The sequence below is a fragment of the Phenylobacterium sp. genome (genome assembly GCF_965229015.1).
GTDB lineage: Bacteria > Pseudomonadota > Alphaproteobacteria > Caulobacterales > Caulobacteraceae > Phenylobacterium.
In genome coordinates, this window is record NZ_CBDDIM010000002.1 from 388,171 (window position 1) to 413,108 (window position 24,938).

28 protein-coding genes are annotated in these 24,938 nt (G+C 71.2%); 11 read left to right on the top strand and 17 right to left on the bottom strand.

Annotated features, from left to right (window positions below; all coding sequences use genetic code 11):
* Positions 1-15: 15 nt before the first annotated feature.
* From ACO06I_RS18155 to ACO06I_RS18170, 4 genes are read right to left on the bottom strand one after another with little or no spacing between them, the layout of a single operon-like run.
* The gene (locus tag ACO06I_RS18155; protein ID WP_304701844.1) at positions 16-153 is read right to left on the bottom strand and encodes an entericidin A/B family lipoprotein; all 138 of its coding nucleotides are present in this window, start codon (positions 151-153) and stop codon (positions 16-18) included.
* 48 nt (positions 154-201) lie between these two features.
* A complete protein-coding gene (locus tag ACO06I_RS18160; RefSeq protein ID WP_421934028.1) occupies positions 202-1,926 on the bottom strand; it encodes a sensor histidine kinase in 1,725 nt (574 codons plus the stop codon).
* 14 nt (positions 1,927-1,940) lie between these two features.
* Positions 1,941-2,546, bottom strand: a complete 606-nt coding sequence (locus ACO06I_RS18165; RefSeq protein ID WP_421934029.1) for a sigma-70 family RNA polymerase sigma factor — start codon at positions 2,544-2,546, stop codon at positions 1,941-1,943.
* Positions 2,546-2,734 (bottom strand): NepR family anti-sigma factor, encoded by a 189-nt coding sequence (locus ACO06I_RS18170; RefSeq protein WP_421934030.1) that lies wholly within the window; start codon positions 2,732-2,734, stop codon positions 2,546-2,548. The genes ACO06I_RS18165 and ACO06I_RS18170 overlap by 1 nt, the downstream gene beginning before the upstream one ends.
* A 332-nt stretch (positions 2,735-3,066) precedes the next feature.
* On the opposite strand from ACO06I_RS18170, the gene ACO06I_RS18175 reads away from it, so the two are divergent.
* Positions 3,067-3,855, top strand: a complete 789-nt coding sequence (locus tag ACO06I_RS18175) for a response regulator (RefSeq protein ID WP_421934031.1) — start codon at positions 3,067-3,069, stop codon at positions 3,853-3,855.
* Positions 3,856-3,956: 101 nt separating this feature from the next.
* Positions 3,957-4,130, top strand: coding sequence for a DUF1328 domain-containing protein (locus ACO06I_RS18180; RefSeq protein WP_304701840.1), 174 nt, complete (start codon positions 3,957-3,959; stop codon positions 4,128-4,130).
* Between the two features lie 81 nt (positions 4,131-4,211).
* Here ACO06I_RS18180 and ACO06I_RS18185 read toward each other — a convergent pair whose 3' ends face one another.
* Together ACO06I_RS18185 and ACO06I_RS18190 are read right to left on the bottom strand one after the other, a co-directional pair.
* Positions 4,212-4,478, bottom strand: a complete 267-nt coding sequence (locus ACO06I_RS18185; RefSeq protein ID WP_421934032.1) for a hypothetical protein — start codon at positions 4,476-4,478, stop codon at positions 4,212-4,214.
* A 15-nt stretch (positions 4,479-4,493) separates the two neighbouring features.
* Positions 4,494-4,700, bottom strand: a complete 207-nt coding sequence (locus ACO06I_RS18190) for a hypothetical protein (RefSeq protein WP_421934033.1) — start codon at positions 4,698-4,700, stop codon at positions 4,494-4,496.
* A gap of 113 nt (positions 4,701-4,813) precedes the next feature.
* On the opposite strand from ACO06I_RS18190, the gene ACO06I_RS18195 reads away from it, so the two are divergent.
* Complete coding sequence (locus ACO06I_RS18195) at positions 4,814-5,176, top strand: PRC-barrel domain-containing protein (protein WP_421934034.1); 363 nt, start codon at positions 4,814-4,816, stop codon at positions 5,174-5,176.
* Between the two features lie 223 nt (positions 5,177-5,399).
* Here the strand turns inward: ACO06I_RS18195 and ACO06I_RS18200 are convergent, their stop codons facing one another.
* Positions 5,400-5,858, bottom strand: a complete 459-nt coding sequence (locus ACO06I_RS18200; RefSeq protein ID WP_421934035.1) for an OmpA family protein — start codon at positions 5,856-5,858, stop codon at positions 5,400-5,402.
* Between the two features lie 165 nt (positions 5,859-6,023).
* Here ACO06I_RS18200 and ACO06I_RS18205 point away from each other — a divergent pair, with 165 nt between their 5' ends.
* The 3 genes from ACO06I_RS18205 to ACO06I_RS18215 are packed head-to-tail and all read left to right on the top strand — an operon-like array spanning position 6,024 to position 8,084.
* Positions 6,024-6,380, top strand: a complete 357-nt coding sequence (locus tag ACO06I_RS18205) for a hypothetical protein (RefSeq protein WP_421934036.1) — start codon at positions 6,024-6,026, stop codon at positions 6,378-6,380.
* A 7-nt stretch (positions 6,381-6,387) separates the two neighbouring features.
* A complete protein-coding gene (locus ACO06I_RS18210; protein WP_421934037.1) occupies positions 6,388-7,308 on the top strand; it encodes a diacylglycerol/lipid kinase family protein in 921 nt (306 codons plus the stop codon).
* Positions 7,308-8,084 (top strand): metallophosphoesterase family protein, encoded by a 777-nt coding sequence (locus ACO06I_RS18215; protein WP_421934038.1) that lies wholly within the window; start codon positions 7,308-7,310, stop codon positions 8,082-8,084. The genes ACO06I_RS18210 and ACO06I_RS18215 overlap by 1 nt, the downstream gene beginning before the upstream one ends.
* 70 nt (positions 8,085-8,154) lie before the next feature.
* Here the strand turns inward: ACO06I_RS18215 and ACO06I_RS18220 are convergent, their stop codons facing one another.
* The 4 genes from ACO06I_RS18220 to ACO06I_RS18235 all read right to left on the bottom strand — a co-directional run bounded on the left by ACO06I_RS18220 (position 8,155) and on the right by ACO06I_RS18235 (position 9,833).
* Positions 8,155-8,325, bottom strand: coding sequence for a DUF1328 domain-containing protein (locus ACO06I_RS18220; RefSeq protein ID WP_215338125.1), 171 nt, complete (start codon positions 8,323-8,325; stop codon positions 8,155-8,157).
* Between the two features lie 28 nt (positions 8,326-8,353).
* Positions 8,354-9,031, bottom strand: coding sequence for a superoxide dismutase (locus tag ACO06I_RS18225; RefSeq protein ID WP_421934039.1), 678 nt, complete (start codon positions 9,029-9,031; stop codon positions 8,354-8,356).
* A gap of 74 nt (positions 9,032-9,105) precedes the next feature.
* Positions 9,106-9,513: a hypothetical protein gene (locus ACO06I_RS18230; RefSeq protein ID WP_421934040.1), complete on the bottom strand. Its 408-nt coding sequence runs from the start codon at positions 9,511-9,513 to the stop codon at positions 9,106-9,108.
* On the bottom strand, positions 9,510-9,833 hold the full coding sequence (locus ACO06I_RS18235) for a glycine zipper domain-containing protein (protein ID WP_421934041.1): 324 nt from the start codon (positions 9,831-9,833) through the stop codon (positions 9,510-9,512). Before ACO06I_RS18235 ends, ACO06I_RS18230 begins: the two co-directional genes overlap by 4 nt.
* Before the next feature lie 194 nt (positions 9,834-10,027).
* Here ACO06I_RS18235 and ACO06I_RS18240 point away from each other — a divergent pair, with 194 nt between their 5' ends.
* Entirely contained in the window at positions 10,028-11,437 is a 1,410-nt protein-coding gene (locus ACO06I_RS18240) for an HWE histidine kinase domain-containing protein (RefSeq protein ID WP_421934042.1), read from the top strand.
* Here ACO06I_RS18240 and ACO06I_RS18245 read toward each other — a convergent pair.
* Positions 11,434-12,240 (bottom strand): alpha/beta fold hydrolase, encoded by an 807-nt coding sequence (locus tag ACO06I_RS18245; RefSeq protein WP_421934043.1) that lies wholly within the window; start codon positions 12,238-12,240, stop codon positions 11,434-11,436. The two genes, ACO06I_RS18240 and ACO06I_RS18245, sit on opposite strands and share 4 nt — an antisense overlap.
* Before the next feature lie 48 nt (positions 12,241-12,288).
* Positions 12,289-12,720, bottom strand: coding sequence for a PaaI family thioesterase (locus ACO06I_RS18250; protein WP_421934044.1), 432 nt, complete (start codon positions 12,718-12,720; stop codon positions 12,289-12,291).
* Between the two features lie 84 nt (positions 12,721-12,804).
* Between ACO06I_RS18250 and ACO06I_RS18255 the strand changes: the two genes are divergently transcribed.
* Entirely contained in the window at positions 12,805-13,362 is a 558-nt protein-coding gene (locus ACO06I_RS18255) for a TetR/AcrR family transcriptional regulator (protein ID WP_421934045.1), read from the top strand.
* Here the strand turns inward: ACO06I_RS18255 and ACO06I_RS18260 are convergent.
* Positions 13,359-13,832: a cupin domain-containing protein gene (locus ACO06I_RS18260; RefSeq protein ID WP_421934046.1), complete on the bottom strand. Its 474-nt coding sequence runs from the start codon at positions 13,830-13,832 to the stop codon at positions 13,359-13,361. The two genes, ACO06I_RS18255 and ACO06I_RS18260, sit on opposite strands and share 4 nt — an antisense overlap.
* A gap of 23 nt (positions 13,833-13,855) precedes the next feature.
* On the bottom strand, positions 13,856-15,064 hold the full coding sequence (locus ACO06I_RS18265) for a CaiB/BaiF CoA transferase family protein (RefSeq protein ID WP_421934047.1): 1,209 nt from the start codon (positions 15,062-15,064) through the stop codon (positions 13,856-13,858).
* Positions 15,065-15,167: 103 nt separating this feature from the next.
* On the opposite strand from ACO06I_RS18265, the gene ACO06I_RS18270 reads away from it, so the two are divergent.
* The 3 genes from ACO06I_RS18270 to maiA all read left to right on the top strand — a co-directional run bounded on the left by ACO06I_RS18270 (position 15,168) and on the right by maiA (position 17,171).
* Positions 15,168-15,761, top strand: a complete 594-nt coding sequence (locus ACO06I_RS18270) for a DUF4142 domain-containing protein (RefSeq protein ID WP_421934048.1) — start codon at positions 15,168-15,170, stop codon at positions 15,759-15,761.
* Between the two features lie 80 nt (positions 15,762-15,841).
* The gene (locus ACO06I_RS18275; RefSeq protein ID WP_421934049.1) at positions 15,842-16,522 is read left to right on the top strand and encodes a fumarylacetoacetate hydrolase family protein; all 681 of its coding nucleotides are present in this window, start codon (positions 15,842-15,844) and stop codon (positions 16,520-16,522) included.
* Position 16,523: 1 nt separating this feature from the next.
* On the top strand, positions 16,524-17,171 hold the full coding sequence (gene maiA / locus ACO06I_RS18280) for a maleylacetoacetate isomerase (protein WP_421934050.1): 648 nt from the start codon (positions 16,524-16,526) through the stop codon (positions 17,169-17,171).
* Positions 17,172-17,400: 229 nt separating this feature from the next.
* On the opposite strand, the gene pbpC is transcribed toward maiA, so the two are convergent.
* Together pbpC and ACO06I_RS18290 are read right to left on the bottom strand one after the other, a co-directional pair.
* On the bottom strand, positions 17,401-19,548 hold the full coding sequence (gene pbpC / locus ACO06I_RS18285; RefSeq protein WP_421934051.1) for a penicillin-binding protein 1C: 2,148 nt from the start codon (positions 19,546-19,548) through the stop codon (positions 17,401-17,403).
* 67 nt (positions 19,549-19,615) lie between these two features.
* Positions 19,616-24,736: an alpha-2-macroglobulin family protein gene (locus ACO06I_RS18290; protein ID WP_421934052.1), complete on the bottom strand. Its 5,121-nt coding sequence runs from the start codon at positions 24,734-24,736 to the stop codon at positions 19,616-19,618.
* Between the last annotated feature and the right edge of the window lie 202 nt (positions 24,737-24,938).

The window sequence follows — 24,938 nt, forward strand, 5'->3', positions numbered from 1 at the left end:
GTAAGGGGTCGAAGCTTAGTGCTTGGCGTCTTCGGCGGTGGTGGTCACGGCCGAACCGGCGGCCGAGACGTCGCGGCCGGCGCCCGACAGGGTGTTGCAGGCGGAAATGGCGAAGGTGGCGGCCACGACGGCCAGCAGAGCGATCTTACGCATTGGGTTTAGTCTCCCCGGGGGATTGTTGAACTTGCGGGAGACGAACGGTCAGGCCGCCGCCTGGTTCCCTTCCTGGGGCTCAGGCTTGACTGTATTTTCCACGCCGGGCGTCGGGAAGACGAGCCGCACGGTCACGCCGCCCGATTCATTGCGCACCAGTTCGCTGCGGCCGCGCAGCTGACGGGCGAAGGCGGTCATCAGAGTGCGGCCCACCCCCGAGGCGGTGAGCACCTCGTTGCTGGAGGCCCCGTCGTCGCTGATCTCCAGCTTGGCCTCCTCGCCGTCCACCGAGAAGGTGACGGTCAGCGTGCCCCCGCGGCCGGCGAAGGCGTGCTTCTGGGCGTTGGTGATGGCCTCGACGGTGAACAGGGCCAGGGGCGCCAGGCGGTCAGGGTCGATCACCAGGGCGTCGACGTGCAGCTCGGTGCGCACCGGGGCGCCGTGCAGGGAGTCGGCGGCCACCAGCTGGGCGGTGAGCTCCTCCAGGAAGGGCCGCAGGTCGACCTTCTTCAGATCCGGGCCCTGGTAGAGGGCGCGGTAGATCAGGGCGAGCGCGGTGATCCGCTGGCGGGTGTCGGACATGGCCGCCCGGGCCGCCGGATCGCTGAGCGCCCGCTGCTGCATGTTCAGCAGGGAGGAGATGACCTGCAGGTTGTTCTTCACCCGGTGATGGATCTCGCGCATCAGCGCGTCCTTCTGGGCCAGGTTGTCGCGCAGGGTGGCGTCGCGCCCGACGATGGCGTCGGCCATCTGCTCCAGGGTCTCGGCCAGGTCGCGGATCTCCGGCGGCGCCTGTTCGGCCTGGATCGGACGCACGCTGAGCCGGCCGCGGGCGTAGAGGGCGGCGATCCGCTGCAGATAGGCGATCCAGCGGATCACCACCCGCTCGGTCACCACCAGCACCGCCAGCAGGGCCAGGACGAAGGCCAGGATCGGGAACAGCAGGCCGGTGAGGGGATTGAGCCGCGCCCAGGAGAACAGGCCCTGGCTCTTGGCCGAGAGGATCACATAGAGGTCGTCCCCCACCAGGGGGGCGGCGGAATAGACCCGGCGGTCGCCGCGGCGATCCTTGGCGTACCAGACCACCGAGCCCTTGGCGTCGGCCCGGGTCCGCCAGGCGGGCGGCAGGTCGGGGAAGGCCTGGCCGTCGGTGAAGTTCATGTATCGGCCCTGCCTGTCGGCCAGGGCCACCTCCGCCTCGTCGGGGAGGGAGCGGTCGGCCAGGCGCGGGGCCAGGCTCCGTAAGGTGATCACCGCCACCAGGGCGCCGTCGAAGCCGACCCGCGGATCGGTGGCGCGCACCGCCGCCATCAGGGCCGGTTCCCGGGCGTAGACCGCCCCGGGGTCGCGGGTGACCACCAGGTTGTCGCCGGTCTGCAGCTGTTTGAACCAGGGACGCTCGCCGCGCAGGGTGTCGAGGGGCACGTCGCCGGCCGCGCAGGCCACGCGGCCGCGGCGGTCGAAACGGATCAGGTTGGCGTAGCCGGGAATGCGCCGGGTCACCTCGGCCAGGCGCTGGGCGCACTGGAAGCCCACTGAGGCCGGCGCCAGGGTCTCCAGCAGGATGTCGGCGGCCTCCATCCGGGCCCGCGCCGTGGCGGCGCTGCGTTCGGCGGCGGCGGCCAGGTTCTGTCGCACGATCTCGCCCTCGCGGCGGAAGGCCATGGAGGACTGGATGGCGCCCAGGATCAGCACCGGCAACAGGGCGGCCGCCAGGGCGGCGGTCAGGCGCACCCGGATCGTCGACAAAGAGCCCCAGGGGGAGGTGTTCATGTTACGCCCGTCGCCTAGCGGGCGCTTGAGAGCCGCTCCGCGTCCGCGAGGATGGAGCGCATGGCGTCGCCTGCGGCCCCACCATCGCGCTCATAGCTCCCGTCGTCGAGGATGGCGTGCAGGGCGCGGCGCGCCCGGCTGACCCGACTCTTCACGGTGCCCACCGCGCAATTGCAGATCTCGGCGGCCTCCTCGTAGGCGAAGCCGCCAGCGCCCACCAGGACCAGCGCCTCGCGCTGTTCGGCCGGCAGCATGGCCAGGGACATCCGCAGCTCGTCCAGGGCGACCGGCGCCTCGGGATCGTCCACCGCCACCAGGGTGCGTTCTGCCGCCTCTTGGTCGAGCTGGCTCTGACGCCAGGAGCGGCGCTTCTCGGAATAGAACTGGTTGCGCAGGATCATGAAGGTCCAGGCCTTCATGTTGGTGCCCATCTGGAAGCTGGCCCGGGCGTCCCAGGCCTTCATCATGGCGTCCTGCGCCAGGTCGTCGGCGCCGGCCGGCTCCCCGGCCAGGGTGCGGGCGAAGGCCCGAAGGTGCGGGATCAGCTTGACCAGCTCGCGCTTGAACGCCTCGTCGTCGGCGGGATCGCGGTCGGCATGCTTGGATGCAGCCTCCGACATCAGCCCTTCTCCGAGGAACGCTTGTCGGCCTTGCGCAGGATGTCGAGGAATTCGTCGGGGACCGGCTCGTTGACCACCTCGTCGAACATCTGTCGCAGACGCACCCCGATCGCCTGTTGCCGGAGCCTCGCCTCGTCGAGAGCCGCCGATGTCTTGCGGCGCTCCTCATTGGGTGTTTGTTCGATCATGTCCTCGGCGCTCCGCTTGCGCGGGGCTTGCCCCCTCGAATGGTCATCGTCGCCCGTCAACGCCCCGCTCCGATTCCGGTTCCCATGATCAACCCCCTTAAGCGCGACGCCCCGCCGCCGCTTTTCCGGCGCTCGCACCGTTCGCAGATCACGGATCTGAGCTCGTCTTCATCTCTTTCAGGACGCTGAGCCTGAAACCCCATGGTCTAGAATGGAGAAAACGCCCGCCCAAGGGAACCGGTTCCCCACAGCGACGTTTCCGGCGTTATGATGAGCGCTGTCGGGTGTTTCCCGATGCGGTCGCGTGTTTCTCGAACGGGGAGGGTATCACCTTGAGTCTTCTAGCCCGACTGGCGCCGCACCTGCCTTATGTGCGCCGCTACGCCCGCGCCCTCACCGGCGACCAGACCACGGGCGACCACTATGTCCGCGTCGCCCTGGAGGCCCTGGCCGCGGGCGAACGGGTGCTGGAGGCCAACCTGACCCCCCGCGTGGCGCTCTATCATGTGTTCCATGCCATCTGGCTCACCACCGGCGCCAAGCTTGAGCCCCGGGACGGCGGCGGCGACGACGCCAGCGGCCGCCTGATGCGCATCGCCCCGCGCTCGCGCCAGGCCTTCCTGCTCACCGCCCTGGAGGGCTTCACCCCCTCGGAGGCCGCCCAGATCCTGGGCGCCGACTTCTCCGAGGTGGAGACCCTCATCAGCGAAGCCCAGGCCGAGATCGATGCCGAGCTGGCCACCGACGTCCTGATCATCGAGGACGAGCCGGTGATCGCCGCCGACATCGAGGCGCTGGTGACCGAGCTGGGCCACACCGTGGTCGACATCGCCGCCACCCGCACCGAGGCGGTGGACGCGGTGAACCGCAAGGTGCCGGGCCTGGTCCTGGCCGACATCCAGCTGGCCGACGGTTCCTCCGGCATCGACGCGGTCAAGGACATCCTGGCCCGCTACGACGTGCCGGTGATCTTCATCACCGCCTTCCCCGAGCGGCTGCTGACCGGCGAACGCCCCGAACCCACCTTCCTGATCACCAAGCCCTTCCAGCCGGAAACGGTGAAGGCGGCGATCGGCCAGGCGCTGTTCTTCCACCCCAGGAACGCCCGCCAGGCGGCCTAGATTTTCGGACCCTCACCGAAGCGGAACGCCGGCCTCGCGCCGGCGTTGTCGTTTCAGGCGCCGCGTCGGGCGGCGCAGTGTTCCTGCGACGGAGTCGCCACATGCTGGGCTGGGCCTTGACCTTCGCCATCCTCGCCATCGTGGCGGGTCTCCTGGGCTTCGTCGGGCTGGCGGGTCTCGCCGCCACCGTGGCCAAGGTGCTGTTCGTGATCTTCCTCGTCCTGCTGGTGGCGAGCTTCGTCATCCGCGCGGTGCGCGGACAGTCGGTGCTCTAGGGCCGCGACAAATCGAAGATCCGCTCATGAAGACGGCCGCCCCATGGGGCGGCCGTCTTGCTTTGGCGCGGAGCCCGGCCCTCAGGGCGCGGGGGTGGGCGAGGTCTGCTGAGTGGCCGGGGCCGGCGCGCCCATGTCGAAGGCCTGGGCGTCGGCGGGCTGCTTGGCGTTGTTGACCTCGGTGGAGGCCAGGTCGTCGGCCTGCCAGGTCCAGGCGCCGAACAGGGCCATGGCGGCCAGGGCTGTGGAGACCAGTAGCACCCAGAACACGTGGCGGCCCAGCCGGCCCTGGCGGGCGCGGGTGGCGTTGAGAACGGGATGGGTGGAATTGCGGCTCAGGACGGCCATGGGTCGGCTCCTTTACTAATTCGGGAAATAGCTGAACGGGCCGGGGGGCGTGGGCCGGCCGGTGTCGTGGGCGCTGCTGAGCTGTCCGATCAGGCCGCCGGCGAAGGCGACTCCGAGGATGACGGCCAGGGCCGCGCCGCGGCGGCGCGACTGGCGTTGGCGTTCGGTGGGCGCGGTGAACAGGACCAGACCGCCATTTGAGGCTTGATAGCCGCGGATCATGGGAACCCCCGATGTCAGCGCGAGCCGGACGCCCGCATCTTGGCAAACGCCGAAAACCTGCTGCTGTTCCCGCTCATCGCCCGTTCAGGCCCGCGGGCCCAGGATGGGTCGCAATGAGGCCACCGGTCTCCTATCTGATGAGCGCCATGATCAAGTCCCGACACCTTATCGCCGCCGGTCTCGCCGTCGGCCTGACCTTGACCTTCGCCGGCCTCGCCCTGGCGCAGTCCGCGCCGGCCCTCGAGGGTCGCGAGGTCCGCGCCGCCGACGGCGCTGTGCTGGGGACCATCGCCAAGGTGATCACCGGCGCCGACGGCCGTCCGGTCCAGGTGCTGGTCCAGCCCAAGGGCGCGCGCGCCGCCGGACCCCGCAGCCTGCCCTACAAGGCGTTGAAGCCCGAGGGCGAACGCTTCGTCATTCCCCTCAGCAAGGCGGAGTTCGACTCGATGCCGGCCGTCGATCTGGCGGCGAAATAATTTTCCAAAAAACTCGCGCGGAACGGGAACAAAGGATTCGGGCGCGAGTTTGATATTTGCGGAGGCGGCGACGCCCCCCCCGACTTGAGGCCGGCGCATATGCCGGTCTGCCGCCTCCGCACCCCCATTCTCGATGTGCACAAACTATCAAGGCGGGCCTCCCGGGCCCGCCTCTTCCTTTGTGCGTTCCGGCCGACCAGCGCCTGGTCGGCCGGCCAGGTCCCTACCGGCGCGGGGTGGAGAGCTTCAGCACCAGGTCGGCGCGGCGGCGCAGGGGCCGGGTGTCGCCGTCAGCGGTGGTGGAGCCGGCCTGGCCCACGGCCTTCAGGTCGAGCTCGGCGGCCGGCAGGCCGGTGGCGATGAGCGCCTGGCTCACCGCGGCGGCGCGGCGCTTGGACAGCTCCATATTGGCGCCCGGCGCGCCCTTGGCGTCGGCCAGGCCCAGGACGGCCACCCCGTCGACCTTGCAGGTCTTGGCCTGGTCGGCGGCGGCGCGGATCACCGCGCGGCCCTCGTCGGTGACCTCGGCGGAGTCGGGCTCGAAATAGATCTGGACGGTCACGTCCGGGCAGGTCGCCTCGCGCTTGACGATCCGGTCGCGGGCGTTGCTCAGGGTCGTGCACCCCGACCCCATCAGAGCCAGCACCAGAACGGCCGCGCCAAGTCCACGTACAGTCGCCATCAGCCCATACCCCTAGGGAGGAGGCCGCCGCAGCCCATCGCCGCGACCGCCCTCCATGTTGCGCAACGCGCGGCGAAGCTTCCCGTTCGCCGCCCGTCGTCACCGGAACCCTCGACAGCCTCTACCGTTTCGTTGAGTCCAAGGAAACGACCGGAGATTGCGACCATGCTGTGGAAACGTCCCATCCATCGTTCGAACGAGGTCGAGACCGTGGCCGAGGCCGACCACGAGGCCCGCGCCGCCTATGAGCGCGGCCGCCGCGACGAACGCAAGGCCCGCAAGCGCCATCCCATCATGATGACCCTGACGGTGGCCGCGGCCATGGTCGGCGGGGTGGTCCTGGCCCTGGCGGCCAAGGAAGGCTCCTTCGCCCGCAGCGGCGACCTGGTGGACCAGGGCCTGGCGGTGGCCGCCAACCGCGCCGAGCCGGTGGTGCTGAACGCCGCCGACGACGCCGGCGCGGCCCTGAAGGACGCCGGCGCCAGCCTGAAGTCCAAGACCAGCCCCGACACCGAGAGCTGAGCGTCTCGTGGGGGGGAAGATCCGAACCATCGAGCTGATCGCCAACACCGCCTCGGGCAGTGTCGGGCCGGCCGCGCCTGACGAGGCGCGCGCCATCCTGGCCGAATTCGGCGACCGGGCGAACGTCTGCGTGCCCGAGAACGGCGATGTCACCGGATGCCTGCAGGCGGCCATCGACCGGGGGCCGGACCTGCTGGTGATCCTGGCCGGCGACGGCACCGCCCGGGCCGCCGCCGAGCTGTGCGGCGTGAAGGGCCCCCTGATCGCCCCCCTGCCCGGCGGCACCATGAACATGCTGCCCAAGGCCATCTACGGGACCACCGACTGGAAAGCCGCCCTGCGCGACACCCTGGAGCACGGGGAGGAGCGGGTGATCGGCGGCGGCGAGGTGGAGGGGCGGATGTTCCTGGTGGCCGCCATCCTCGGCTCGGCCGCCCTGCTGGCGCCCGCCCGCGAGGCGGTGCGCGAGGGCCGTCCGCTGGTCGCCTTCCACCGCGCCCGGCGGGCCTGGCGCCGCGCCTTCTCCGGCCGCCTCCGCTACAGCCTCGACGGCGGGCCCCGCGGCAAGGCCGAGGCCATGAGCTTCATGTGCCCGATCGCCTCGCGCGCCCTCGACGACGACGCCCAGTGCCTGGAGGCCGCGGCCCTGGATCCGGCCGGGGTCGCCGAGGCCCTGCGCCTGGGCCTGCACAGCGTCATGGGGAACTGGCGCGACGATCCCTCGGTGGAAGCGATCGCCTGCCGCCGCGCCCGTGTCTGGGCCTCCAGCGGCGTGCCCGCCGTGCTGGACGGCGAGCCGGCCCGGCTCAGCGCCAGCGTCCAGGTGGTGTGGAAGAACGAGGTGGCCCGCGTCCTCGCTCCGCCGCGCAAGGCCGACACGAAGGCGCGGGAAACCCTGGCCGAGACGACCGCCCGGGCCGGCTCCTGATGCGCATCGCCCATCTGTCGGACATCCATTTCGGCGGCGAGAACCCGCAGGCGGTGGCCGCGGCCTCGGCCTGGCTGGCGGCCGAGCCCCTGGACCTGGTGGTGGTGTCCGGCGACCTGACCCGCTTTGGCGAGACCCAGGAGTTCGTCTCCGCCGCCGCCTGGCTGAAGACCCTGCCCAAGCCGCGCCTGGTGACGCCTGGCAATCACGACGCCCCCTACCTGGCCTGGGTCGACCGCCTCTTCACCCCCTTCGCCCGCTATGAGCGCGCCATCGGCCGGGCCCGCTTCCAGACCCACCTGGCGCCGGGCCTGGCGGTCTATGGGCTCAACACCGCCCGCGGGGTGCAGCCCCGGGCCAACTGGTCCAAGGGCCAGATCTCGCAGAACCAGGTGGCCGAGGCCCTGGCCTGGTTCGCCCAGGCGCCCGCCGACGCCCTGCGGATCGTTGTCTGCCACCACCCCCTCACCGAGATGATCGGCGGGCCGATGACCGGCAAGGTCTGGCGCGGCGAGGCCGCCGCCCAGGCCTTCGCGGAGGCCGGGATCGACCTGGTGCTGAGCGGCCATATCCACGCCCCCTTCACCTGGCCCTACGGCTATGGCGACGGCCATACCTATGCGGCCGGGGCTGGCACTCTGTCGGTGCGCGAGCGGGGGGTGCCGCCGGGCTTCAACCTCATCGAGACCGACGCGGAGGAGATGCGTGTCCAGGCCCTGGCCTGGACCGGATCGAAGTTCGAGCCCTCCCGCACCTGGTCGCTGGCGCGGCGCTGAGCCTCAACGCGAAACGCGCCCCCGACCAGGTCGGAGGCGCGCTTTCGGCGTTCGTCCAGGGGTGGCGTCGCTAGACGCTTCGACCGCGGACGAGGTGCATGACGAGGCTGACCACGAACAGCACCAGGAAGACGAAGAACAGGATCTTGGCCACACCCATCGCGGCGCCCGCGATGGAGGTGAAGCCGAGGAGGCCGGCGATCAAGGCGACCACCAGGAAGGTCAGGGCCCAGCTCAGCATGGGTGAAGCTCCATAGGTGTTTGCGTACCTAGTTCGAACGTGCGCCAAGCGCAGCCGTTCCACCTGAAACGGTGTCGGGCGCCGGATGGGTCCAGGCCTTGCCCTCGCCGCGGGCCGCGGCGTACTGGCTCGCGGCGAAGCTCCAGTCGGGCAGGGCGTCGAACCAGGCCTTCAGGAAGCCCTCGCGGTCGTTCTTGTGGTCCAGATAATAGGCGTGCTCCCAGAGGTCGCAGACCAGCAGGGGGGTCAGGCCGCCCTGGATCAGAAGGTCCGCCGCGTCGTGGGTGGAAAGCACCTTGAGCGCCTCGCCCTCGGCGGCCAGCCACACCCAGCCCGAGCCGAAGTGGCCGGCGCCCTCCGTCACGAAGGCGGTCTTCAGGGCGTCGAGTCCGCCGAAGTCCCGGGTGATCGCCTGGGCCAGGGCGCCTTCGGGCGCCTGGCGGCGCGCGCTCATGGCGGTCCAGAAGAAGGTGTGGTTCCAGGCCTGGGCGGCGTTGTTGAACAGCTTGGCGGAGGCGGGGTCGCCGGCGGCCTCGCGGACCACCGCCTCCAGGCTGGCCGGCGCGCGGCCGGCCTTGGCCAGCAGCTCGTTGGTGGTGTCGACGTACTTCTGATGATGCTTGTCGTGATGCAGGTGCATCGTGGCGCGCGAGATCACCGGCTCCAGGGCCGCGTGGTCGTAGGGCAGGGGCGGGAGTTCGAACATGGCGGGATTCCGGGTCTGGAGGGGCGGCGCGAGCGCCGGTCCCCTTCCAAACCCTCAACCCCGCCTCGGGTTCGTTATTTCTTCTTCGACGAGGCGCCGCCCGCCGAGCGGGTCGCCATGGCCGTGGCCAGCAGGGTGGCCACGATCTTGGGGTTGCGCAGCGCCACCGCGCCAGCGGCGAGGATGGCGCTGGCCGCCACGATCGGCTTCTCGCGGGCCAGGTCGATCATCTTGGTCAGGATGTCGCGCTCTTCGGGTTGCTTGCCGAACTTGGGCGGATGGGCCTTGACCAGCAGGACCAGGGCGCAGAGTCCCATGAGCAGGGCCGCGGCCCCGGCCACCGCGACGGCGGCCCAGGCGGGCCCGGCCATCGGCAGAACCGCGGCGTAGAGGGCGAAGGCCAGGGCGACGACGCAGACGGCCGCCGCCGCGGCGAGCGCGGAGACGGCCGAAACGTAGAGCAGCGCCTTCTTCAGGATCAACGGTTGCGGCCGCTGGCGAGCAGCAGGCCGACCAGCAGGCCGACGCCAAGCGCGGTGCCGGCCGCCATCAGCGGACGTTCGCGGACCCGCTCGACGACATAGCGCTGGGCTTCGTCGAGGTGTTCGCCGGCGTTGTCGGCATAGGTGCGGCTCTGGGCGCGGACCTGCTCGAGGCCCTCGGCCACGACCTTTTCAAAGCGCTTGGAGGCCTCCGAGAAGGTCCGTTCGGCCTGGCTGGCGAGCTGGGTCGCGGCTTCGGCCACCGAGGCGGCGGCCGCCTTGGCTTCCTGGGCGGTGCGGTCGACGGCGTTCGCGGGCATTCAGGATCTCCAGAAAATGGGGTAGCCCCCGCAGGACTTGCGGGCGCGGGCAGCACGGCCTCAACGCGGCGTATCTTAGGCCGGTTCCGGGCCGGCGCAAAGCCGGCGCGCCGGCACAAAATGAGTCATGGAAACGATGACTCAACCCATGGTTCCTGTCGCTTCGACGCGAACCCCGATCTATGATCCCCGGCATGAGCGCCAAGGCCACCGGCCTGAACCTGGATCGCGAGCGTCTGGACCTGGCGCTGCAGGCCGCGAGGCTGGGCGAGTTCGAGTGGGACCTCGTCCGGGACCGCTTCATCGTCAGCGACCGCATGTCTGTCATCACCGGCCTTCCCGCCGGCGAGCAGCCCGCCCGCCAAGGTGAAGCGCTCTTCGAGACCCTGCATCCCGAGGACCGCGAGCGGGTGCTGCGGGACGTCCGTGCGGCCGTGGCGGCCGACGGACGCTATGAGACGGAGTACCGGCTGCTCCTGCCCCACCGGGAGCCGATGTGGATTCGCAACGCGGGCATCCAGGTGACCGACGAAAGCGGCGCCGTCACCTCGATCTGCGGCGTCGTTCAGAACATCAGCGAGACCCACGCCGAGGAGGATCAGCGCCGCACCCTGATGGCCGAACTGGACCACCGGGTGAAGAACGTCCTCGCCGCGGTCCAGGTGCTGGCCTACCAGACCGCCAAGCGCACCACCTCCCTGGAAAGCTTCCTCTCCAATTTCGCCGGGCGGCTGAAATCCATGGGGGCGGCCAACGAGCTGCTCACCGCCGCCCGCTGGCGCGGCGCGGCCATCGCCCACCTGGCGGCCGCCGAGCTGGGGGGGCTGGCGCCGGGCCAGACCCGCTGGGAAGGTCCCGAGCTCTTCCTGACTCCGCGCGCCGCCAACGCCCTGTCTCTCGCCCTGCACGAGCTGGCCACCAATGCGGTGAAGTTCGGCGCCCTGTCCACCGAGGCCGGCCGGGTCGACCTGCGCTGGACCAAGCTGGCGGGCGGCGGCTTCGAGCTGATCTGGAGCGAGAGCGGCGGGCCGCCGGTCTCGCCTCCGGCCCGCAAGGGGTTCGGCTCCACCCTGCTGGCCCAGGTCACCGGCCGCGAGCTGAATGGCGAGGTGGAGCCCGAGTTCCGCGCCGCCGGGGTCCGTGTGCGGATCACCGCCGGCCCGCAGACCATCGTCGATCGCCCCGACACCGTGCCCGAGGCGCCGGTGATGCGGGTGTTCGAGACCGCCCCCACGGCGCGCGGCCCCACCAATCTGCGCGGTTCCCGCGTGCTGATCGTCGAGGACGCGGTGCTGCTGGCCCTGGAGCTGGAGACGGGGCTGTCGGAGGCTGGCGCCGAGGTGGTGGGCCCGGCCTATGAGCTGGCCGAGGCCATGGCCCTGCTGGATGGCCACATCGACGCCGCGGTGCTGGACGCCAATCTCAACGGCCTGTCGGTGACCCCGGTGGCCGAGGCCCTGGCCGCCCGCGGCATTCCCTTCGTCTTCGCCACCGGCTACGGCGACTCCGCCGGCGCGCCTCTGGGCTTCGACGCCCCCATCATTCGCAAGCCCTACGACGTCACCCAGGTGGCCGCCGCGGTCTCCGCCCTCCTGGCGAGCTAGACCGCCTCGCCCTTCAGGAAGGCGATCATCGCCGCCGTGGCGGTGCGATCCTGGATCATGAACAGGTGGCCGCCCTCGAAGAACCGCAGGGTCGCGCCCTTGATGCGGCCGGCCAGCTTCTCCTGGGTTTCCGGCAGGGCGATGCCGTCATAGCGGCCCGCCGCGATCAGGGTGGGGGCGGTGATCTGGCCCAGCCGCTCCCAGGTGTCGTGATGGGCCCGGGCCTCCAGCTGTCGCCGCGCCCCCATCTCCCGGCCCGGCTCGCCCTCGAAGGGGTCGCTCGCCCCCATGGCCACGAACTGGGCGTAGAGTTCAGGATTGGACGCCGCCCAGGCGGCGTCCCGGCGGGTGTCGGAGATCGGCATCAGGTGCTTGGCGCGGGCCTCCCCCTTCAGGTGCTCGATCTCGTGGAAGGGGAAGGAGGCCCCGCCGGCCCCGCCCGGCGAGGTGCAGGCCAGGACCAGGCGGTCGACGCGGCTCGGATGCCGCAGCACCAGCTCCTGGGCCACCATGCCCCCGAAGGAGACCCCGATGACATGGGCCTTATCCAGGCCCAGCGCCTCCATGAGGGCCGCGGCGTCGTCGGCGTAGTCGGCCATCGTATAGGCCAGGTCGGGCTTGTCCGAGCGACCGAGGCCCCGCTGGTCGTAGGAGACCATGTCGAAGGCCTTGGGCAGGGGGCCGTCGAACTGGTTGGGCTTGTTGCGCAGGTCGCCGCCGGTGCCGGAGATGAACAGCAGGGGCGGGCCCGCCCCCGCGCGCTCGTAATAGAGGTCCAGGCCGTTGACGTGGGCGGTGGGCATCGGGGCTCCTTGGCAAGCAGGCCAGCCTAGAGCCCGCGCCCGTCCCTGTCAGCCGGCGACCTTCGGCGTCAGGATCTGCTGGGCGGCGGCCCGGGCGATCAGGGCGCCGTCGTCGCGGCGGAAGTCGGCCTCGACGTTGATGAGCTGGCGGGTGGTGGCCGTCACCCGCCCCTCGATGGTCAGCGGATGGGCGCGGCCCACCTTGGCGAAGGTCATCTGCAGATTGATGGTGCGGAAATAGTTCTCCTCGGGGATCACCGTCAGGGCGGCGAAGGCCATGATCTGGTCGGCCAGGGCCGCCAGGTGTCCGCCGAACATCGAGCCGTCGCGGTTGAGGATTTCCGGCTCCGGGGTCCACACCTTGCGCACCCAGCCGGGCCCCCAGTCGTCCAGGGTCCCCAGCCTCAGGGTGGTCACCACCGGCGGCACATTGGTGTCGCCCGCCTTCAACGCGTCCAGTCGTTCCGTCGCCCAGGTCATTCAGAAACCTCCACTGTTGAGGCGCCGACAATCCGAGCTAAGCTCATATTTGGCTACTCGCCTTCGGAGGAGACCCTCAAGTCCATGGCGCAATCCCAACGCCGCCAACCGAGGCAGGCCCGGTCCGTCGCGACCCAGGCGGCCATCTTCGAGGCGACAGCTCAGATTCTGGAGGGGCAGGGGGAGGGCGCGCTCACCACCAACGCCATCGCCCGGCGCGCGGGGATCAGCATCGGCACGCTCTATCAGTACCACGCCGACAAGCAGTCGATCCTGGTGGCCATGGCGCTGGCCGAGAACGCCAAGGTGCGCGAGCAACTGATCGCCGCGGCCGGCCCGGACGGGGTCTCCAGCGCCCGCCTGGCGATCCGCACCCAGATCGCCATCATGGCCGACCGCCCCGCCACGCGCCGGGCCTGCCTGAAGGCGATCCTGGCGACCGAACTCATCCCCGCCGAGGAGAAGACCACCAACCGCCTGATCGAACGCCATCCCGGCGACCGGCTGGATCGCTTCGTCATCAGCCGCGCGGTGATCGGGGTGATCCGCGCCGCGGTGCTGGAGGCTTCGCCGGTGCTGACCGATCCCGGCCTGGAGGACGCCCTGGTGAAGCTGGTGGAGCGCTATTCCGCGGCGGGTTAGCCCGGCGCCCTGTGGATCGGATCGACCCAGGCCACGCCCTCGGGGCGCTCCGCCGGCTCGATGTCCAGGTTCACCACCACCGCGTCGCTGTCGCTGCGCACCAGCAGGCATTCCAGGGTCTCGTCGGCCGAGGCGTTGATCTCCTGGTGCGGCACATAGGGCGGCACATAGATGAAGTCGCCGGGCCCGGCCTCGGCGGTGAATTCCAGCTTCTCGCCCCAGCGCATCCGCGCCCGACCCTTCAGCACATAAATGACGCTCTCCAGCGGCCCGTGATGGTGCGCGCCGGTCTTGGCGTCGGGGTGGATATGGACGGTACCGGCCCAGAGCTTCTGGGCTCCAACCCTGGCGAAGTTGATCGCCGCGGCCCGGTCCATGCCGGGAGTCTGGGGGGTGTTGGTGTCGAGCTGGTCGCCGGGGACCACGCGGACCCCGGTGTGCTTCCAGGCGTCCTCGGGAATATCGGTCATGGCCAAGCCTCCGGCGTGAGCCTCTAGACTATGCCCTTGGCCCGCAGCTCCGCCACCTGTTGCGCGCTCAGGCCCGCCAGGCCCGTCAGCACCTCGTCGGTGTGCTGGCCCAGCGTCGGGCCCGGCCAGCGGACCTTGCCGGGGGTCTCGGACATCTTGGGGAAGGCGTTCTGCATCTTGATCTTGCCGAACACCGGATGGTCGGTCTCCACGATGGCGCCACGGGCCTTGAACTGTTCGTTCTCCAGCATGTCCGGCGCGCGGAAGACCCGACCCGAGGGGATGCCGTCGGCCTCCAGCAGGGCCAGCAGGTCGGGCAGGGCGAAGTCCTTGGTCCAGTCGGCGATGATCGCGTCCAGCTCGGCCTGGTTCACGCCCCGCGCGGCGTGGTCGACGAACTTCGGGTCCTTGGCCAGTTCCGGCTTGCCCATGGTCTGGGCCAGGCGGGCAAAGACGGTGTCGCCATTGCCGCCGATCAGGATCATCTCGCCTTCGGCGCACGGATAGACATTGGAGGGGGCGATGCCGGGCAGGATCGAGCCCGACCGCTCGCGGACATAGCCGGTCAGGTCGTACTCGGTGACCAGGTTCTCCATCACCGCCAGCACGCTCTCATAGAGGGCGACGTCCAGCATCTGGCCGCGGCCGGTATTGGCCCGGTGGTGCAGGGCCATGGTGATCCCCATCACCGCGTGCATGGCCGTCAGGCTGTCGCCGATGGAGATGCCGGCCCGGGCCGGGGGCCGGTCGGGCTCGCCGGTGACGTGGCGCAGGCCGCCCATGGCCTCGCCGATCAGGCCATAGCCGGCGCGGCTGGCGTAGGGCCCGGTCTGGCCGAACCCCGAGACCCGGGCCATGATCAGGCCGGGGTTCGTGGCCGACAGGGCCTCATAGCCCATGCCCCATTTCTCCATCGTGCCAGGGCGGAAGTTCTCGATCAGGATGTCGGCCTTGGCGATCAGGGTCTTGGCGATCTCCCGGCCCTCCGGGGTGCGCAGGTCCAGGCCCACCGACTGCTTGTTGCGCCCGATCACCGGCCACCAGGGCGATAGCCCCTGGGGCAGGCTGCGGCCCCACTGGCGCATGGGGTCCCCCACCCTGGGGTCCTCGATCTTGATCACCCGGGCCCCGAAGTCCCCCAGGATCTGGCCGGCGAAAGGGCCGGCGATCAGGGTGCCCATCTCGATGACCACGAGGTCCTTCAGCGGTCCTTGGGCGGCGGTGTCGGTCATGGCGGGCTCCCCGGAACAGATCACGCGTCCGTGAGTTTCAAGGACGCGAGCCGGTCGTTTGGACCCGCCCGGCCCTCTGTCTGTCAATGCTCAGGAGTTCTCCATGAGCCGTCATCTGCTGATCGCGGGCGCGTGCATCGCCGCCCTCTCCCTCGCCGCCTGCGGCAAGAAGGCCGAGACCGAAGGCGCCGCCACCCCGGCCGAACAGGCCATGACCCCGGACGCCAACCCGGCGGCCACCGTTCCCACCCCCGCCAACGAAGCCACGGCCGCCGACTTCGTGCCCAAGGCCGCCGCCAGCGACATGTTCGAGGTGGAGCTGGCCAAGGTGGCCCAGAAGCGCGCCACCAGCGCCGAGGTGAAGAAGTTCGCCGGCGAAATGATCACCGCCCACACCAAGACCACCGCCGACCTGAAGAAGGCCATCGCCGATTCCGGCCAGACCATCACCCCGCCGGCGACCCTGCCCGCCGACCTGCAGGCCAAGATCGACGACCTGAGCAAGGTCGACGCCAAGGACTTCGACAAGAACTACATGGACAACCAGGTCGACGCCCACCAGTCGGCGCTCAACCTGATGCAGCGCTACGCCGAGGACGGCGACGTCCCGGCCATCAAGGCCTTCGCCGCGGCCACCGCCCCGGCGGTGCAGAAGCACTACGACATGGCCAAGGCCCTGCGCGATTCCCTGAAGTAGCCGCCGCCGCGCCCCGCCCTCCGCGCCCCGGCGCGAAGGGCGGGGTTCCCTTCCCGACGGCGCGGGCGTAAGGCGGCTCCATGACCGAATACGTCCTTGCTCCGCCGGCCCAGGCCTGTGTCCCCGTCGAGGGCTCGAGCGCCCTCTTCCCCGTCCGCCGCGTCTATTGCGTGGGCCGCAACTACGCCGCCCACCGCCGCGAGATGGGGGGCGACGATCGCGATCCCCCCTTCTTCTTCGCCAAGCCCGCCGACGCCGTGGTTCCCCCCGGCGGCGCCGTCCCCTATCCGCCCCGCACCGGCAACCTGCACCACGAGATCGAGCTGGTGGTCGCCCTGAAGGGCGGCGGCGCCAACGTCCCCGTCGAGGCCGCCCTGGACCTGGTCTACGGCTACGCGGTCGGCGTCGACCTGACCCGCCGCGACCTGCAGAACGCCGCCAAGGACAAGGGCCAGCCCTGGGAGGCCGGCAAGGCCTTCGACGCCTCGGCGCCGATCTCGGCCATCAAGCCCTGGACCGGCCCCGCGCCCCAGGGGCGCATCGCCATCTCGGTCAACGGGACGGTTCGCCAGGAGGGCGTCGTCGCCGACATGATCTGGAACGTCGCCGAGATCATCGCCGAAGCCTCCAAGCTCTGGACGCTCGCCCCCGGCGACCTGATCTTCACCGGCACCCCGGAGGGCGTCGCCGCCATTGTCGCCGGCGACAAGGTCGAGGGCGAGGTCGAAGGCGTCGGCCAACTCAGCTTCAAGGTGTCCTGAGATGGGTTTCACTCTCTATAGCGCCTGGCGCGCCACCGCCCCGTACCGGGTCCGCATCGGCCTGGCGCTGAAGGGCGTCGACTATGCCTATGTCCCCGTCGACCTGGTGGCCGGCGAACAGCACAAGGCCGAGTACCGGGCGGTCAATCCGCAGCGCCTGACCCCCGCCCTGGACCTGGGCGACGGCTCCGACGTCATGACCCAGAGCCTGGCGATCCTGGAGTGGCTGGAGGAGACCCGGCCCGAGCCGGCCTTCCTGCCCAAGGATCCTCTGGACCGGGCCCGGGTGCGGGCCATGGCGATGATCATCGCCTGCGATATCCATCCCCTGAACAACACCCGGGTGATGCGCGCCTTCGAGGCCATGGATGTGGCCCCGCCGCGGCGCCAGAAGTGGATGGAGCGCTGGATGGTCGACGGCTTCAACACCTTGGAGCCGATGATCGCCAAGTACGGCCAGGGCTACTGTTTCGGCGACCAGCCGGGCCTGGCCGACTGCTGCCTGATCCCGCAGGTCTACTCCGCGCGGCGGTTCAATGTGGACCTGGAGGCCTTCCCCTCGATCCTGGCCGTGGCCGACCACGCCGCCGAGCACCCCGCCTTCATCGCCGCCCTGCCGGAGAACCAGCCGGACGCGGTCCCGGCCTAACCCAAAATCCGCTCATCCCGGCGAAGGCCGGGACCCAGATGCATCAAGGGCGGCGGGGGGTGACCCGCCGTTCGTGTGGTTCGTGTGGTTCGTGGACAACCTGATGGGCCTCTCCAGTCGCGCGGCTTGAAGAGTTGGAACCACGAACCACACGGACGGGGTCCTGATTGCAGGCCTGAGCTGAATCTGGGTCCCGGCGTTCGCCGGATGAGCGGTTGAGGGGATGCGATCAATTCCCTCGGACGCGCACCCGCGCCGTGACCTTCCTCCCCTCGCCGTCGATGACCATCAGGCGGTAGAAGCCCGGGCCCTTGGGGCGCCAGACCACGCGGCCCGACACAGGGTCGCGGTCCAGGGGCTCGCCGTCGATGTACCAGGAGAGGCCCTGGCCGCCGGCGGCCAGGACCAGGCCGCGGGATTTCGGCCCGAAGCTCTCCACCTGCACGGCCGAGCCGTCGGGCGGGAAGATCAGGCGCGGGCCTTCCGACACGGTGTCCAGCTGCTGGAGGGCCGTGGGCGCGGCCTTCGGCGCGATGGGCCGCGGGGCGGCGGCCGGCGCGTCCAGCAGGTCGGCGACGTCGAACAGCAGGGGCAGGGCCGCGTCGCGCCCGGTCAGGCCGCCGCGGGCCCCGCCGTCGGCCCGGCCGGTCCAGACCAGGATCACGTACTTGCCCACCACTCCGGCCGCCACGGCGTCGCGGAAGCCGTAGGAGGTGCCGGTCTTGAAGGCCATCAGCGGCCGGCCCTTGGTGAGCGCCGCGGGGCTGGAGCCGGCCGGCGGCGGGGTCTCGCGCAGGATGTCCAGCACCTGGGTGGCGGCGGCCCGCCGCATCAGCCGCTCGCCGCCCTGGCGCGGACGTTTCGTCGCCTCTGCCTCGGTCCAGGCGAGCGGCTTGGCGGTCCCCCCGTCCCCCAGGGCCGCATAGAGCACCGCCAGGTCCCGCAGGCTGATCCCCACCCCGCCGAGCGCGATGGCCAGGCCCGGCGTGCGCAGCTGCCGGCGCGGCCGCACCAGGGTCACGTCCACCGCCGCCAGCCGCGCCTCGAAGGAGGCCGGCCCCACCTTCTCCAGCAGCTCGACGGCGGGCACGTTCAGGGAGTGGGACAGCGCCTCGCGGGCGGTGACCTTGCCGTGGAAGACCCGGTCGAAGTTCTCCGGCTGATAGTCGGCGAAGCGGCGCGGGGCGTCGTCGATCTGGGTGTCGGGCGCGGCGATCCCGTCGTCGAAGGCGAAGCCGTAGATGAAGGGCTTCAGCGAAGACCCCGGTGAGCGGATCGCCCGGGTCATGTCGATCCAGCCGCCGGGGCGATCCAGGCCGCCGGAGCCGACGGCGGCGCGCACCGCTCGGTTTTCGATCTCCACCACCAGGATGGCGGCGGTGTCCTCCGGCCCCTGGGCGCGGGCGGCCGCGGCGGCGAGCGGCTCCAGCCGCGACTGCAGGCCCGCATCGATGGTGGTCACCACCGAGGCCTGGGAGGCCGGCGCCGCGCGGGCCAGCTGCCCCGCCACATGCCAGGCCATGGCCGGGAAGCGGGCGCGGCCGGGCAGGGGATCGCCCTCGGCCTCGCCGGCCTCCACCTCGGTGAGCCGCCGGGCCCGGACCATCTTGTCCAGCACGCCGCGCCGCGCGGCCCGCGCCGCCTCCGGTCGCCGGTCGGGACGCCGGGCCTCCGGCGACTGGGGCAGGGCGATCAGCAGGGCCTGTTCGCTGTCGGTGAGGGTCTCGGGCTCGTGGCCGAAATAGGAGAGGCTGGCGGCCCTCACGCCTTCCAGATTGCCGCCATAGGGCGCCAGGGTGAGATAGAGGGCCAGGATCTCGCGCTTGGAGAGCCGCGCCTCGATCTGCACGGCGCGGATCATCTCGATCAGCTTGGCGCCGAGGGTCCTGGGCCGGGGCTCCAGCAGGCGGGCGGTCTGCATGGTGAGGGTCGAGGCGCCCGAGGTGGCCCGGCCATGGACCAGGGCCGACCCCGCGGCCCGGACCACAGCGAAGGGGTCGACGCCGGGATGCAGCCAGAACCGGGCGTCCTCGACGGCCACCAGGCGGCGCTGGAAGGTCTTGTCGGTGCGCGACAGGTCGGCCCGGATCCGCCAGCGCCCATCCTCCACCGGCAGGGCCCGCAACCAGGCCCCGCGCCGGTCCAGCGCCACCGGCGAGGATCGCCGCGCCCGCGACAGGTCCGGCGGCAGCAGGGCGTCGGCGGCGAACACCGCCGTCTCCAGCCCCAGCAGGGCGATGAGGGCGAGGGTGATGCGCCTGATAAGTTCCTTCTCCCCTTGCGGGAGAAGGCGGCCCTGCGGAGCAGGGTCGGATGAGGGGGCGCCCGGACCTCTCCGTCGAACCCTCGTCAGGAGCGCGTCGAGGGTGGTCCTCACTCGACCGTCCTCCCGACGGCCACCCTCTCCCGCAGGGGGAGAGGGTTTCCATCACTCATCGTCGTCACTACGGCCCCGGCGTGATGGTGGTCCGATCCGCCGCCGTGCGGGCGTTGAGCGCCGGACGGTACATGTCGCGGGCCTGGGCGCCGGGGAGCAGGAAGTCCCCGGCGGTCACCGCGCGGGCCACATAGGCGAAGGCGAAGCTGTCCTTGCCCGCCAGGTCCATGGCCGCGACATAGCGGTCGTCGCGGCTCTCCTGCACGTCGGCGGCCGACAGCTTGCCCAGGAACCGGAACGGGCCGTTCTGGGCGTCGTCGGGACCCAGCACCGTCTCGATCTCGAAGCCCGCGGGCAGGGGATCGTCGATGACGAGGGCCATGGTGCGCGCCTGGCTGGAGCGCCCGGACACCACCACGATCACCCGGTCGCCCTGATGCAGGTTGCGCGCGTCCACCGCGCCACCGGTGAAGCCCACCAGCCGCTTGGACAGGCTGATGCCGCTCTCGCTGGCCGGCGGGGCGGTGATCGGCGTGCCGGTCACCGTCACCGTTCGCCACAGCGCATTGCCGCCATTGACGAAGCTGGCGCTGGCCAGCTTGCCCACCGCCCAGCGCGGCGCCCCGCCCGCCGGGTTGAGCGGGATGGCGCCGGTCGCGGTGACCTTCATCGGCCCGGCCGCCTTCAGCATGAAGTGGGCGGCCTGCAGCAGGCGGGCCTGCTCCTGGGTGTTGAGGCTGTCGGGGTCCTTCACGGCGTTCTCGAGCCGGCCTTGCAGGCCGCGCGCCATGCCGCTTTCCCCCGCCTCGTAGGCGAGCGCGATGACCCCCGCCAGGTCCCTCAAGGGGCTCTGGTACCAGTCGCTCTCCTCGCGATAGCCGAGGCTGGCTATGGCCTGGCGCAGGGCCGAGCGGGCCCGGGCGTGGTCGCCCATCAGGGCCAGCCCCGCCCCCACCTGGGCCTTGGCCAGCGGCGAGCTTTCGGACTTCATCTGCACGTCATGCCACCAGCGCAGGCGGCCGAGGTCGCCGCGCCCGCCCTTGGCCAGGACATAGAGGGCGTAGGCCGAGGCGCGGCTGCGCATGGTGGCCGTGGCCTTCTTGGACGCCTCGGGCGAGCCCGCCCACCACTCGGGATATTCCGTGCGGTAGGAGATGGAGACCCAGCCGGTGGGCTGGGAGATCTGGCGCATGGCCGACAGCGCCCGGTCGACGGCCTGTTGGGGCACCGGGACGCCCGCCCTCTGGGCCTCGATCAGGAAGTCGGTGGCGTAGGCGCCGAGCCAGGCGTCGGCCTCCCCGTCGCCCACCCGCCAGAGGCCGAAGGCCCCGTCGAGGGTCTGGCGGTCCAGCAGCCGGCCCACGGCGCCGGCGAGCGCCGCCGAGGACCGTTTCACCTTGGGATCGCCGCTGACCTCCTGGGCGTAGAGCAGGGGATAGGCCGCCGAGATGGTCTGCTCGGTGCAGCCATAGGGATAGCGCGACAGGGCCACGGCGATCGGGCCGGGGTCGAAGCCGCGGAACGGCGAGTAGCTGACCTGCATCGTCGCGTCCCCCGCCGCCAAACCCGCGAGCAGGTTGGCCGTCGGGGTGTAGCTGGTCCCGGGGCGTTGCAGCTCGATGGTGGTGCGGGTGATCGGGCTCCAGCCCAGCCGGGTCTGGATCGGATAGTCCCGCGCCGTCGTGAAGCCGGGGCCCGAGACCGTGAAGCCGACCTTGCCGATGCCGGCGCGGGTGGGGGCCTCGAGGGCGATTCGCTCGGCGACCCTCTGGCCGAGCGCCAGTTGATAGGCCTTCTTGAAGGGCGCCAGGACGCCGCCCTGGGAGGTGAGCTCGGCGATGTACTCGCCGACCTTGCCCTCCAGATTGTGCAGCTCCAGGGTCGCGAAGGCCCGGTCCCCGGGCGCCAGGAAGCGCGGCAGGGCCAGGTCGGCCACCACCGGCTCGCGCACGGTGAGCGGCTTGGAGGCCGAGCCCACGGCGGTGTCGGTCCAGGCCACGGCCATCAGCCGGAGCTCGCCGTTGAAGTCGGGGGCGGGGAACTTGATCACCGCCTTGCCGTCCAGGCCGGTCTCCACCACCCCCGACCACAGGGCGACGGTCTTGATCGGGGTGACCGTCAGGCCCTCGCCGCCGATCTCGTCGCCGCCGAAGTTGACGTTGGCCGGGGCCCCGAGGTTGGGGTCCAGCAGGCGGCCATAGTCGTCGCGATAGTCGAGGGTGAGCGCCTTCTTGCCGAAGTACCACTTCACCGGATCGGGGCTGTCGAACTTGGTCAGCCGCAGGATGCCCTCGTCCACCGCCGCCAGGGTCACGTGGGCCCGGCCGCCGAACCCGGCGCCCTTGATGGCGATGGGCACGCTCAGCATGGCCTTGGAGTCCACCTTGACCGGGGTGTTGAGCTCCACGGTCAGCTTGCGGTCCTTGGGGTCGAGGGGGACATAGACCAGCCCCAGGGCCCGGCGTGGTTTGGGGGCGGACACCGGATCGCGCGGCTGCACCACGCTCACCAGCACATAGGCCCCGCCGCCCCAGGCGCCGTTGGTCTTCAGGCGCACGGTGGCGCCGTCCTTGCCGACGGTGACGGTCTTGAAGTCGATCAGCCGGTCGGTGGCCACCGCGATCTGGGCCTCCCCGGCATAGGGGGGCTTCAGGGTGATCTCGACGGTGTCGCCCTGGGCGTAGGCCTTGGTCCCGGCGCTGACGCGCACGAAGTCGGGGGCCTCCACGTCCTTGGCCGGGGCGCCCCAGCCCGAGGCGAAGCGGATGACGCTCTTGGCGCCGCCGGGGCCGGTGAGCTCCAGGCGATAGTCGCCCCAGCCCAGACGGCGGGCGATGCGGGCCGGCGCGGCGGCGGCGATGTTCAGCGCCCCCTTCTGCACCACCACGTCGCGGCTGGTGCGGCGCCATTGCCAGCGGCCGTCCTGCTGGAACCAGTCATAGTCCCAGTTCTCGGCGATCAGGCTGTAGGCCACGCCGGTCGCGGCGATGCGCTTGCCGGCCGCGTCGGCGGCGATGACGTTCATGGCGATGGTGGGGTCGCCATTGCCGCCGGTGTCGCCCTGGTCGACCTTGACCCCCAGATAGAGGGGCTTGGTGCGGACCTTCAGGTTCAGGCCCTCGCGCACCGGGCGGCCGCCGGGCTCGAAGACGCTGGCGGTCATGACGGCGGCCAGGGGCTGGGGGGTGTCCCCGGCCTCGGCGGCCGACAGTTTCAGGACCGCGCGGCCCTCGCCGTCGGTGACGGTCTGGCCAAGCTCGAGAAACTTCTCCTCGAAGGGGCTGACCTGGTCGCCCCACGAATAGCCCTCGAACTGCGGGAAGGGATTGGGGTCGACCTTCAGGCGGGCCTCGCCCTGCACCTGCAGGCCGGCGCCGGCCGCGCCGTAGAGGAAGCGGGCGGAGATCTCGACATTGCGCACCTCGGCGGCCTTCAGGGGCACGCTTTCCTGGCCGACGGTGGTCACCGCCAGCCGCTGCGGGGCGAAGTCCTCCACCGAGAAGCTCAGGGATCCGGCCGGCTTGTCCAGGCCGTCGATCTCGACCTTGGCGCTCCAGCGGCCGCGCGGCGCGCTCTTGGGCAGCACCACGTCGGCGCCCACCGCGCCCTGCGGGGCGCCGTCGAAGGCGTAGCGCTTGAACTCCACCCCCGACGGCCGGCGGATGACGATGGCGCCCTTGCGGTCCTTCACCGCCTTGACCTCGCGGTCGCGGAGCAGGGCGTTCAGGTGGACGGTCTCGCCGGGGCGATAGATGCCGCGGTCGCCATAGACATAGGCGTCGACGGCGGTGGAGGTGGCGCGGCCGGCCGTGGCGCTCTCGCCCGGCTCGGAGGTGCGGCCGCCGATGCCCTGCTTGGACAGGTCGACGGGGGCGCGGTCGAGGTCCAGCACCGCCAGGTCGCCGGCCTGGCCATAGGCCATAACCATCTTGGCGTCGGCGGGGCCCTCACCCTCCAGCAGGGCGTGGTCGAAGTGGACGCGGCCCGAGGCGTCGGCGTTGGCCACGGCCAGGTCCTCGCCGTTGCGGGCGACGAGGGTCACCTTCACCCCCGGCAGCACCTTGGCGGTCTTCAGGGAGCGGACCACCACGTCCAGGGCCTCGGAGCCGTCATAGGCCGAGAGCGCCATGTCGGTGAACATCACCCAGCGCCTGGCCTGGGCCGGCGGATTGGGGTCGAGGCTCTCGCCGTCGTCGCCCTTGATCGCCCGGCCGCCGGAGGCGTCACGGGCCTTGATGACATAGCCGCCCGGCTTCATGTCCTTGAGCACCGCGCCCAGGGGGAAGACGGTGGTGGTGCGGTCGCCGGCGGCCTGGACGTTCACCGCCACCTCGCCCTTCCAGACGATGCGGCCCTCGTCGTCGGGGCTGTCGGAGCCGTAGTCGTCGGAATACTGGCCCTCGGCGGTGGGATCGGGGGCGCTGATCGACTTGCGCACCAGGTTGCGGTCCACCACGCGCCAGACCTCGACATAGAGGCGGCTCACATTGACGGTCTCGATGCCGATGCCGTCGGCGTCCTCGCGCGGCAGGATCACGCCCTCGCCGGCGAAGCCGACATAGGGGGGCTTCTCGCCGAAGGTGAAGTCGACGTCGGAATTGGCCGCCAGGACCTCGCCGCCGCGGGCCGGCAGGCCCTTCAGCAGGGTGATCCGGCGGTCGGTGAAGCCGACCCCGGCCACGCAGAGCTCCGAGCCCTTCACCGAGACGGCCGGGCTGCCCCCCATGTCGGGCGCCACCAGCACGTAGTCGGCATAGGACTTGGCCGGATCCAGGGGTCTCGTCAGCTCGACGCAGGCCATGGGCTCGGGCTTGGAGGTGTCGATGCGCGAGCGCCAGACCGCGAAGCCCTCGGGCTTGGGGACGCCGCGGCGTGGGGCGTTGGCGCCCCGGGGCTTGCCGAACAGGGACCAGCCCTGCGCGCCCGGCTCCAGCTTGGCGGTGGGACCGGCCTTGCCGGCGCCGAACAGGGACAGACCGTCTAGGCCCTTGGCGGCGATGAAGCCGCCGCCGAAGCTCGCCACCAGCAGGCCGGCGGCCAGCAGGCCCGGCACCCGGCTGCTCCGCGCCCGGTCGGCCCAGCCCGTCAGGCGATCGCGCAGGGACGGCGCGGGCGGCGTGGGGTCCGGCTCAGGCCGGGGCATGGGCTCAGGCGCGCCCTCGATCGGCGTCTCGTCGCTCGGAGCCATCGCCCCCTCCCCGGATGACCATTCGTCGTCGAAAGGAGGGGAGGGCAAAGCCGCGCCAGCGTCAATGCGAAGGCCGGCCCCGCGGCCCATTCGGCCCTCATTTTACATCGCCTCGCAGACCGCCCGCGCCGACTTGACCACGGTCAAGGTTGAAAGCGCCGTCCGATGGCAGACCTATCCTCCGCCAGCGGACGTTCACGCT

Bases quoted from the DNA above. Each gene is read 5' to 3' on its own strand.
- ACO06I_RS18155 (WP_304701844.1), bottom strand. From the start codon at position 153: ATGCGTAAGATCGCTCTGCTGGCCGTCGTGGCCGCCACCTTCGCCATT.
- ACO06I_RS18160 (WP_421934028.1), bottom strand. From the start codon at position 1,926: ATGAACACCTCCCCCTGGGGCTCTTTGTCGACGATCCGGGTGCGCCTG.
- ACO06I_RS18165 (WP_421934029.1), bottom strand. From the start codon at position 2,546: ATGTCGGAGGCTGCATCCAAGCATGCCGACCGCGATCCCGCCGACGAC.
- ACO06I_RS18170 (WP_421934030.1), bottom strand. From the start codon at position 2,734: ATGATCGAACAAACACCCAATGAGGAGCGCCGCAAGACATCGGCGGCT.
- ACO06I_RS18180 (WP_304701840.1), top strand. From the start codon at position 3,957: ATGCTGGGCTGGGCCTTGACCTTCGCCATCCTCGCCATCGTGGCGGGT.
- ACO06I_RS18185 (WP_421934032.1), bottom strand. From the start codon at position 4,478: ATGGCCGTCCTGAGCCGCAATTCCACCCATCCCGTTCTCAACGCCACC.
- ACO06I_RS18190 (WP_421934033.1), bottom strand. From the start codon at position 4,700: ATGATCCGCGGCTATCAAGCCTCAAATGGCGGTCTGGTCCTGTTCACC.
- ACO06I_RS18195 (WP_421934034.1), top strand. From the start codon at position 4,814: ATGAGGCCACCGGTCTCCTATCTGATGAGCGCCATGATCAAGTCCCGA.
- ACO06I_RS18200 (WP_421934035.1), bottom strand. From the start codon at position 5,858: ATGGCGACTGTACGTGGACTTGGCGCGGCCGTTCTGGTGCTGGCTCTG.
- ACO06I_RS18205 (WP_421934036.1), top strand. From the start codon at position 6,024: ATGCTGTGGAAACGTCCCATCCATCGTTCGAACGAGGTCGAGACCGTG.
- ACO06I_RS18215 (WP_421934038.1), top strand. From the start codon at position 7,308: ATGCGCATCGCCCATCTGTCGGACATCCATTTCGGCGGCGAGAACCCG.
- ACO06I_RS18220 (WP_215338125.1), bottom strand. From the start codon at position 8,325: ATGCTGAGCTGGGCCCTGACCTTCCTGGTGGTCGCCTTGATCGCCGGC.
- ACO06I_RS18225 (WP_421934039.1), bottom strand. From the start codon at position 9,031: ATGTTCGAACTCCCGCCCCTGCCCTACGACCACGCGGCCCTGGAGCCG.
- ACO06I_RS18235 (WP_421934041.1), bottom strand. From the start codon at position 9,833: ATGCCCGCGAACGCCGTCGACCGCACCGCCCAGGAAGCCAAGGCGGCC.
- ACO06I_RS18240 (WP_421934042.1), top strand. From the start codon at position 10,028: ATGAGCGCCAAGGCCACCGGCCTGAACCTGGATCGCGAGCGTCTGGAC.
- ACO06I_RS18245 (WP_421934043.1), bottom strand. From the start codon at position 12,240: ATGCCCACCGCCCACGTCAACGGCCTGGACCTCTATTACGAGCGCGCG.
- ACO06I_RS18250 (WP_421934044.1), bottom strand. From the start codon at position 12,720: ATGACCTGGGCGACGGAACGACTGGACGCGTTGAAGGCGGGCGACACC.
- ACO06I_RS18255 (WP_421934045.1), top strand. From the start codon at position 12,805: ATGGCGCAATCCCAACGCCGCCAACCGAGGCAGGCCCGGTCCGTCGCG.
- ACO06I_RS18260 (WP_421934046.1), bottom strand. From the start codon at position 13,832: ATGACCGATATTCCCGAGGACGCCTGGAAGCACACCGGGGTCCGCGTG.
- ACO06I_RS18265 (WP_421934047.1), bottom strand. From the start codon at position 15,064: ATGACCGACACCGCCGCCCAAGGACCGCTGAAGGACCTCGTGGTCATC.
- ACO06I_RS18270 (WP_421934048.1), top strand. From the start codon at position 15,168: ATGAGCCGTCATCTGCTGATCGCGGGCGCGTGCATCGCCGCCCTCTCC.
- ACO06I_RS18275 (WP_421934049.1), top strand. From the start codon at position 15,842: ATGACCGAATACGTCCTTGCTCCGCCGGCCCAGGCCTGTGTCCCCGTC.
- maiA (WP_421934050.1), top strand. From the start codon at position 16,524: ATGGGTTTCACTCTCTATAGCGCCTGGCGCGCCACCGCCCCGTACCGG.
- ACO06I_RS18290 (WP_421934052.1), bottom strand. From the start codon at position 24,736: ATGGCTCCGAGCGACGAGACGCCGATCGAGGGCGCGCCTGAGCCCATG.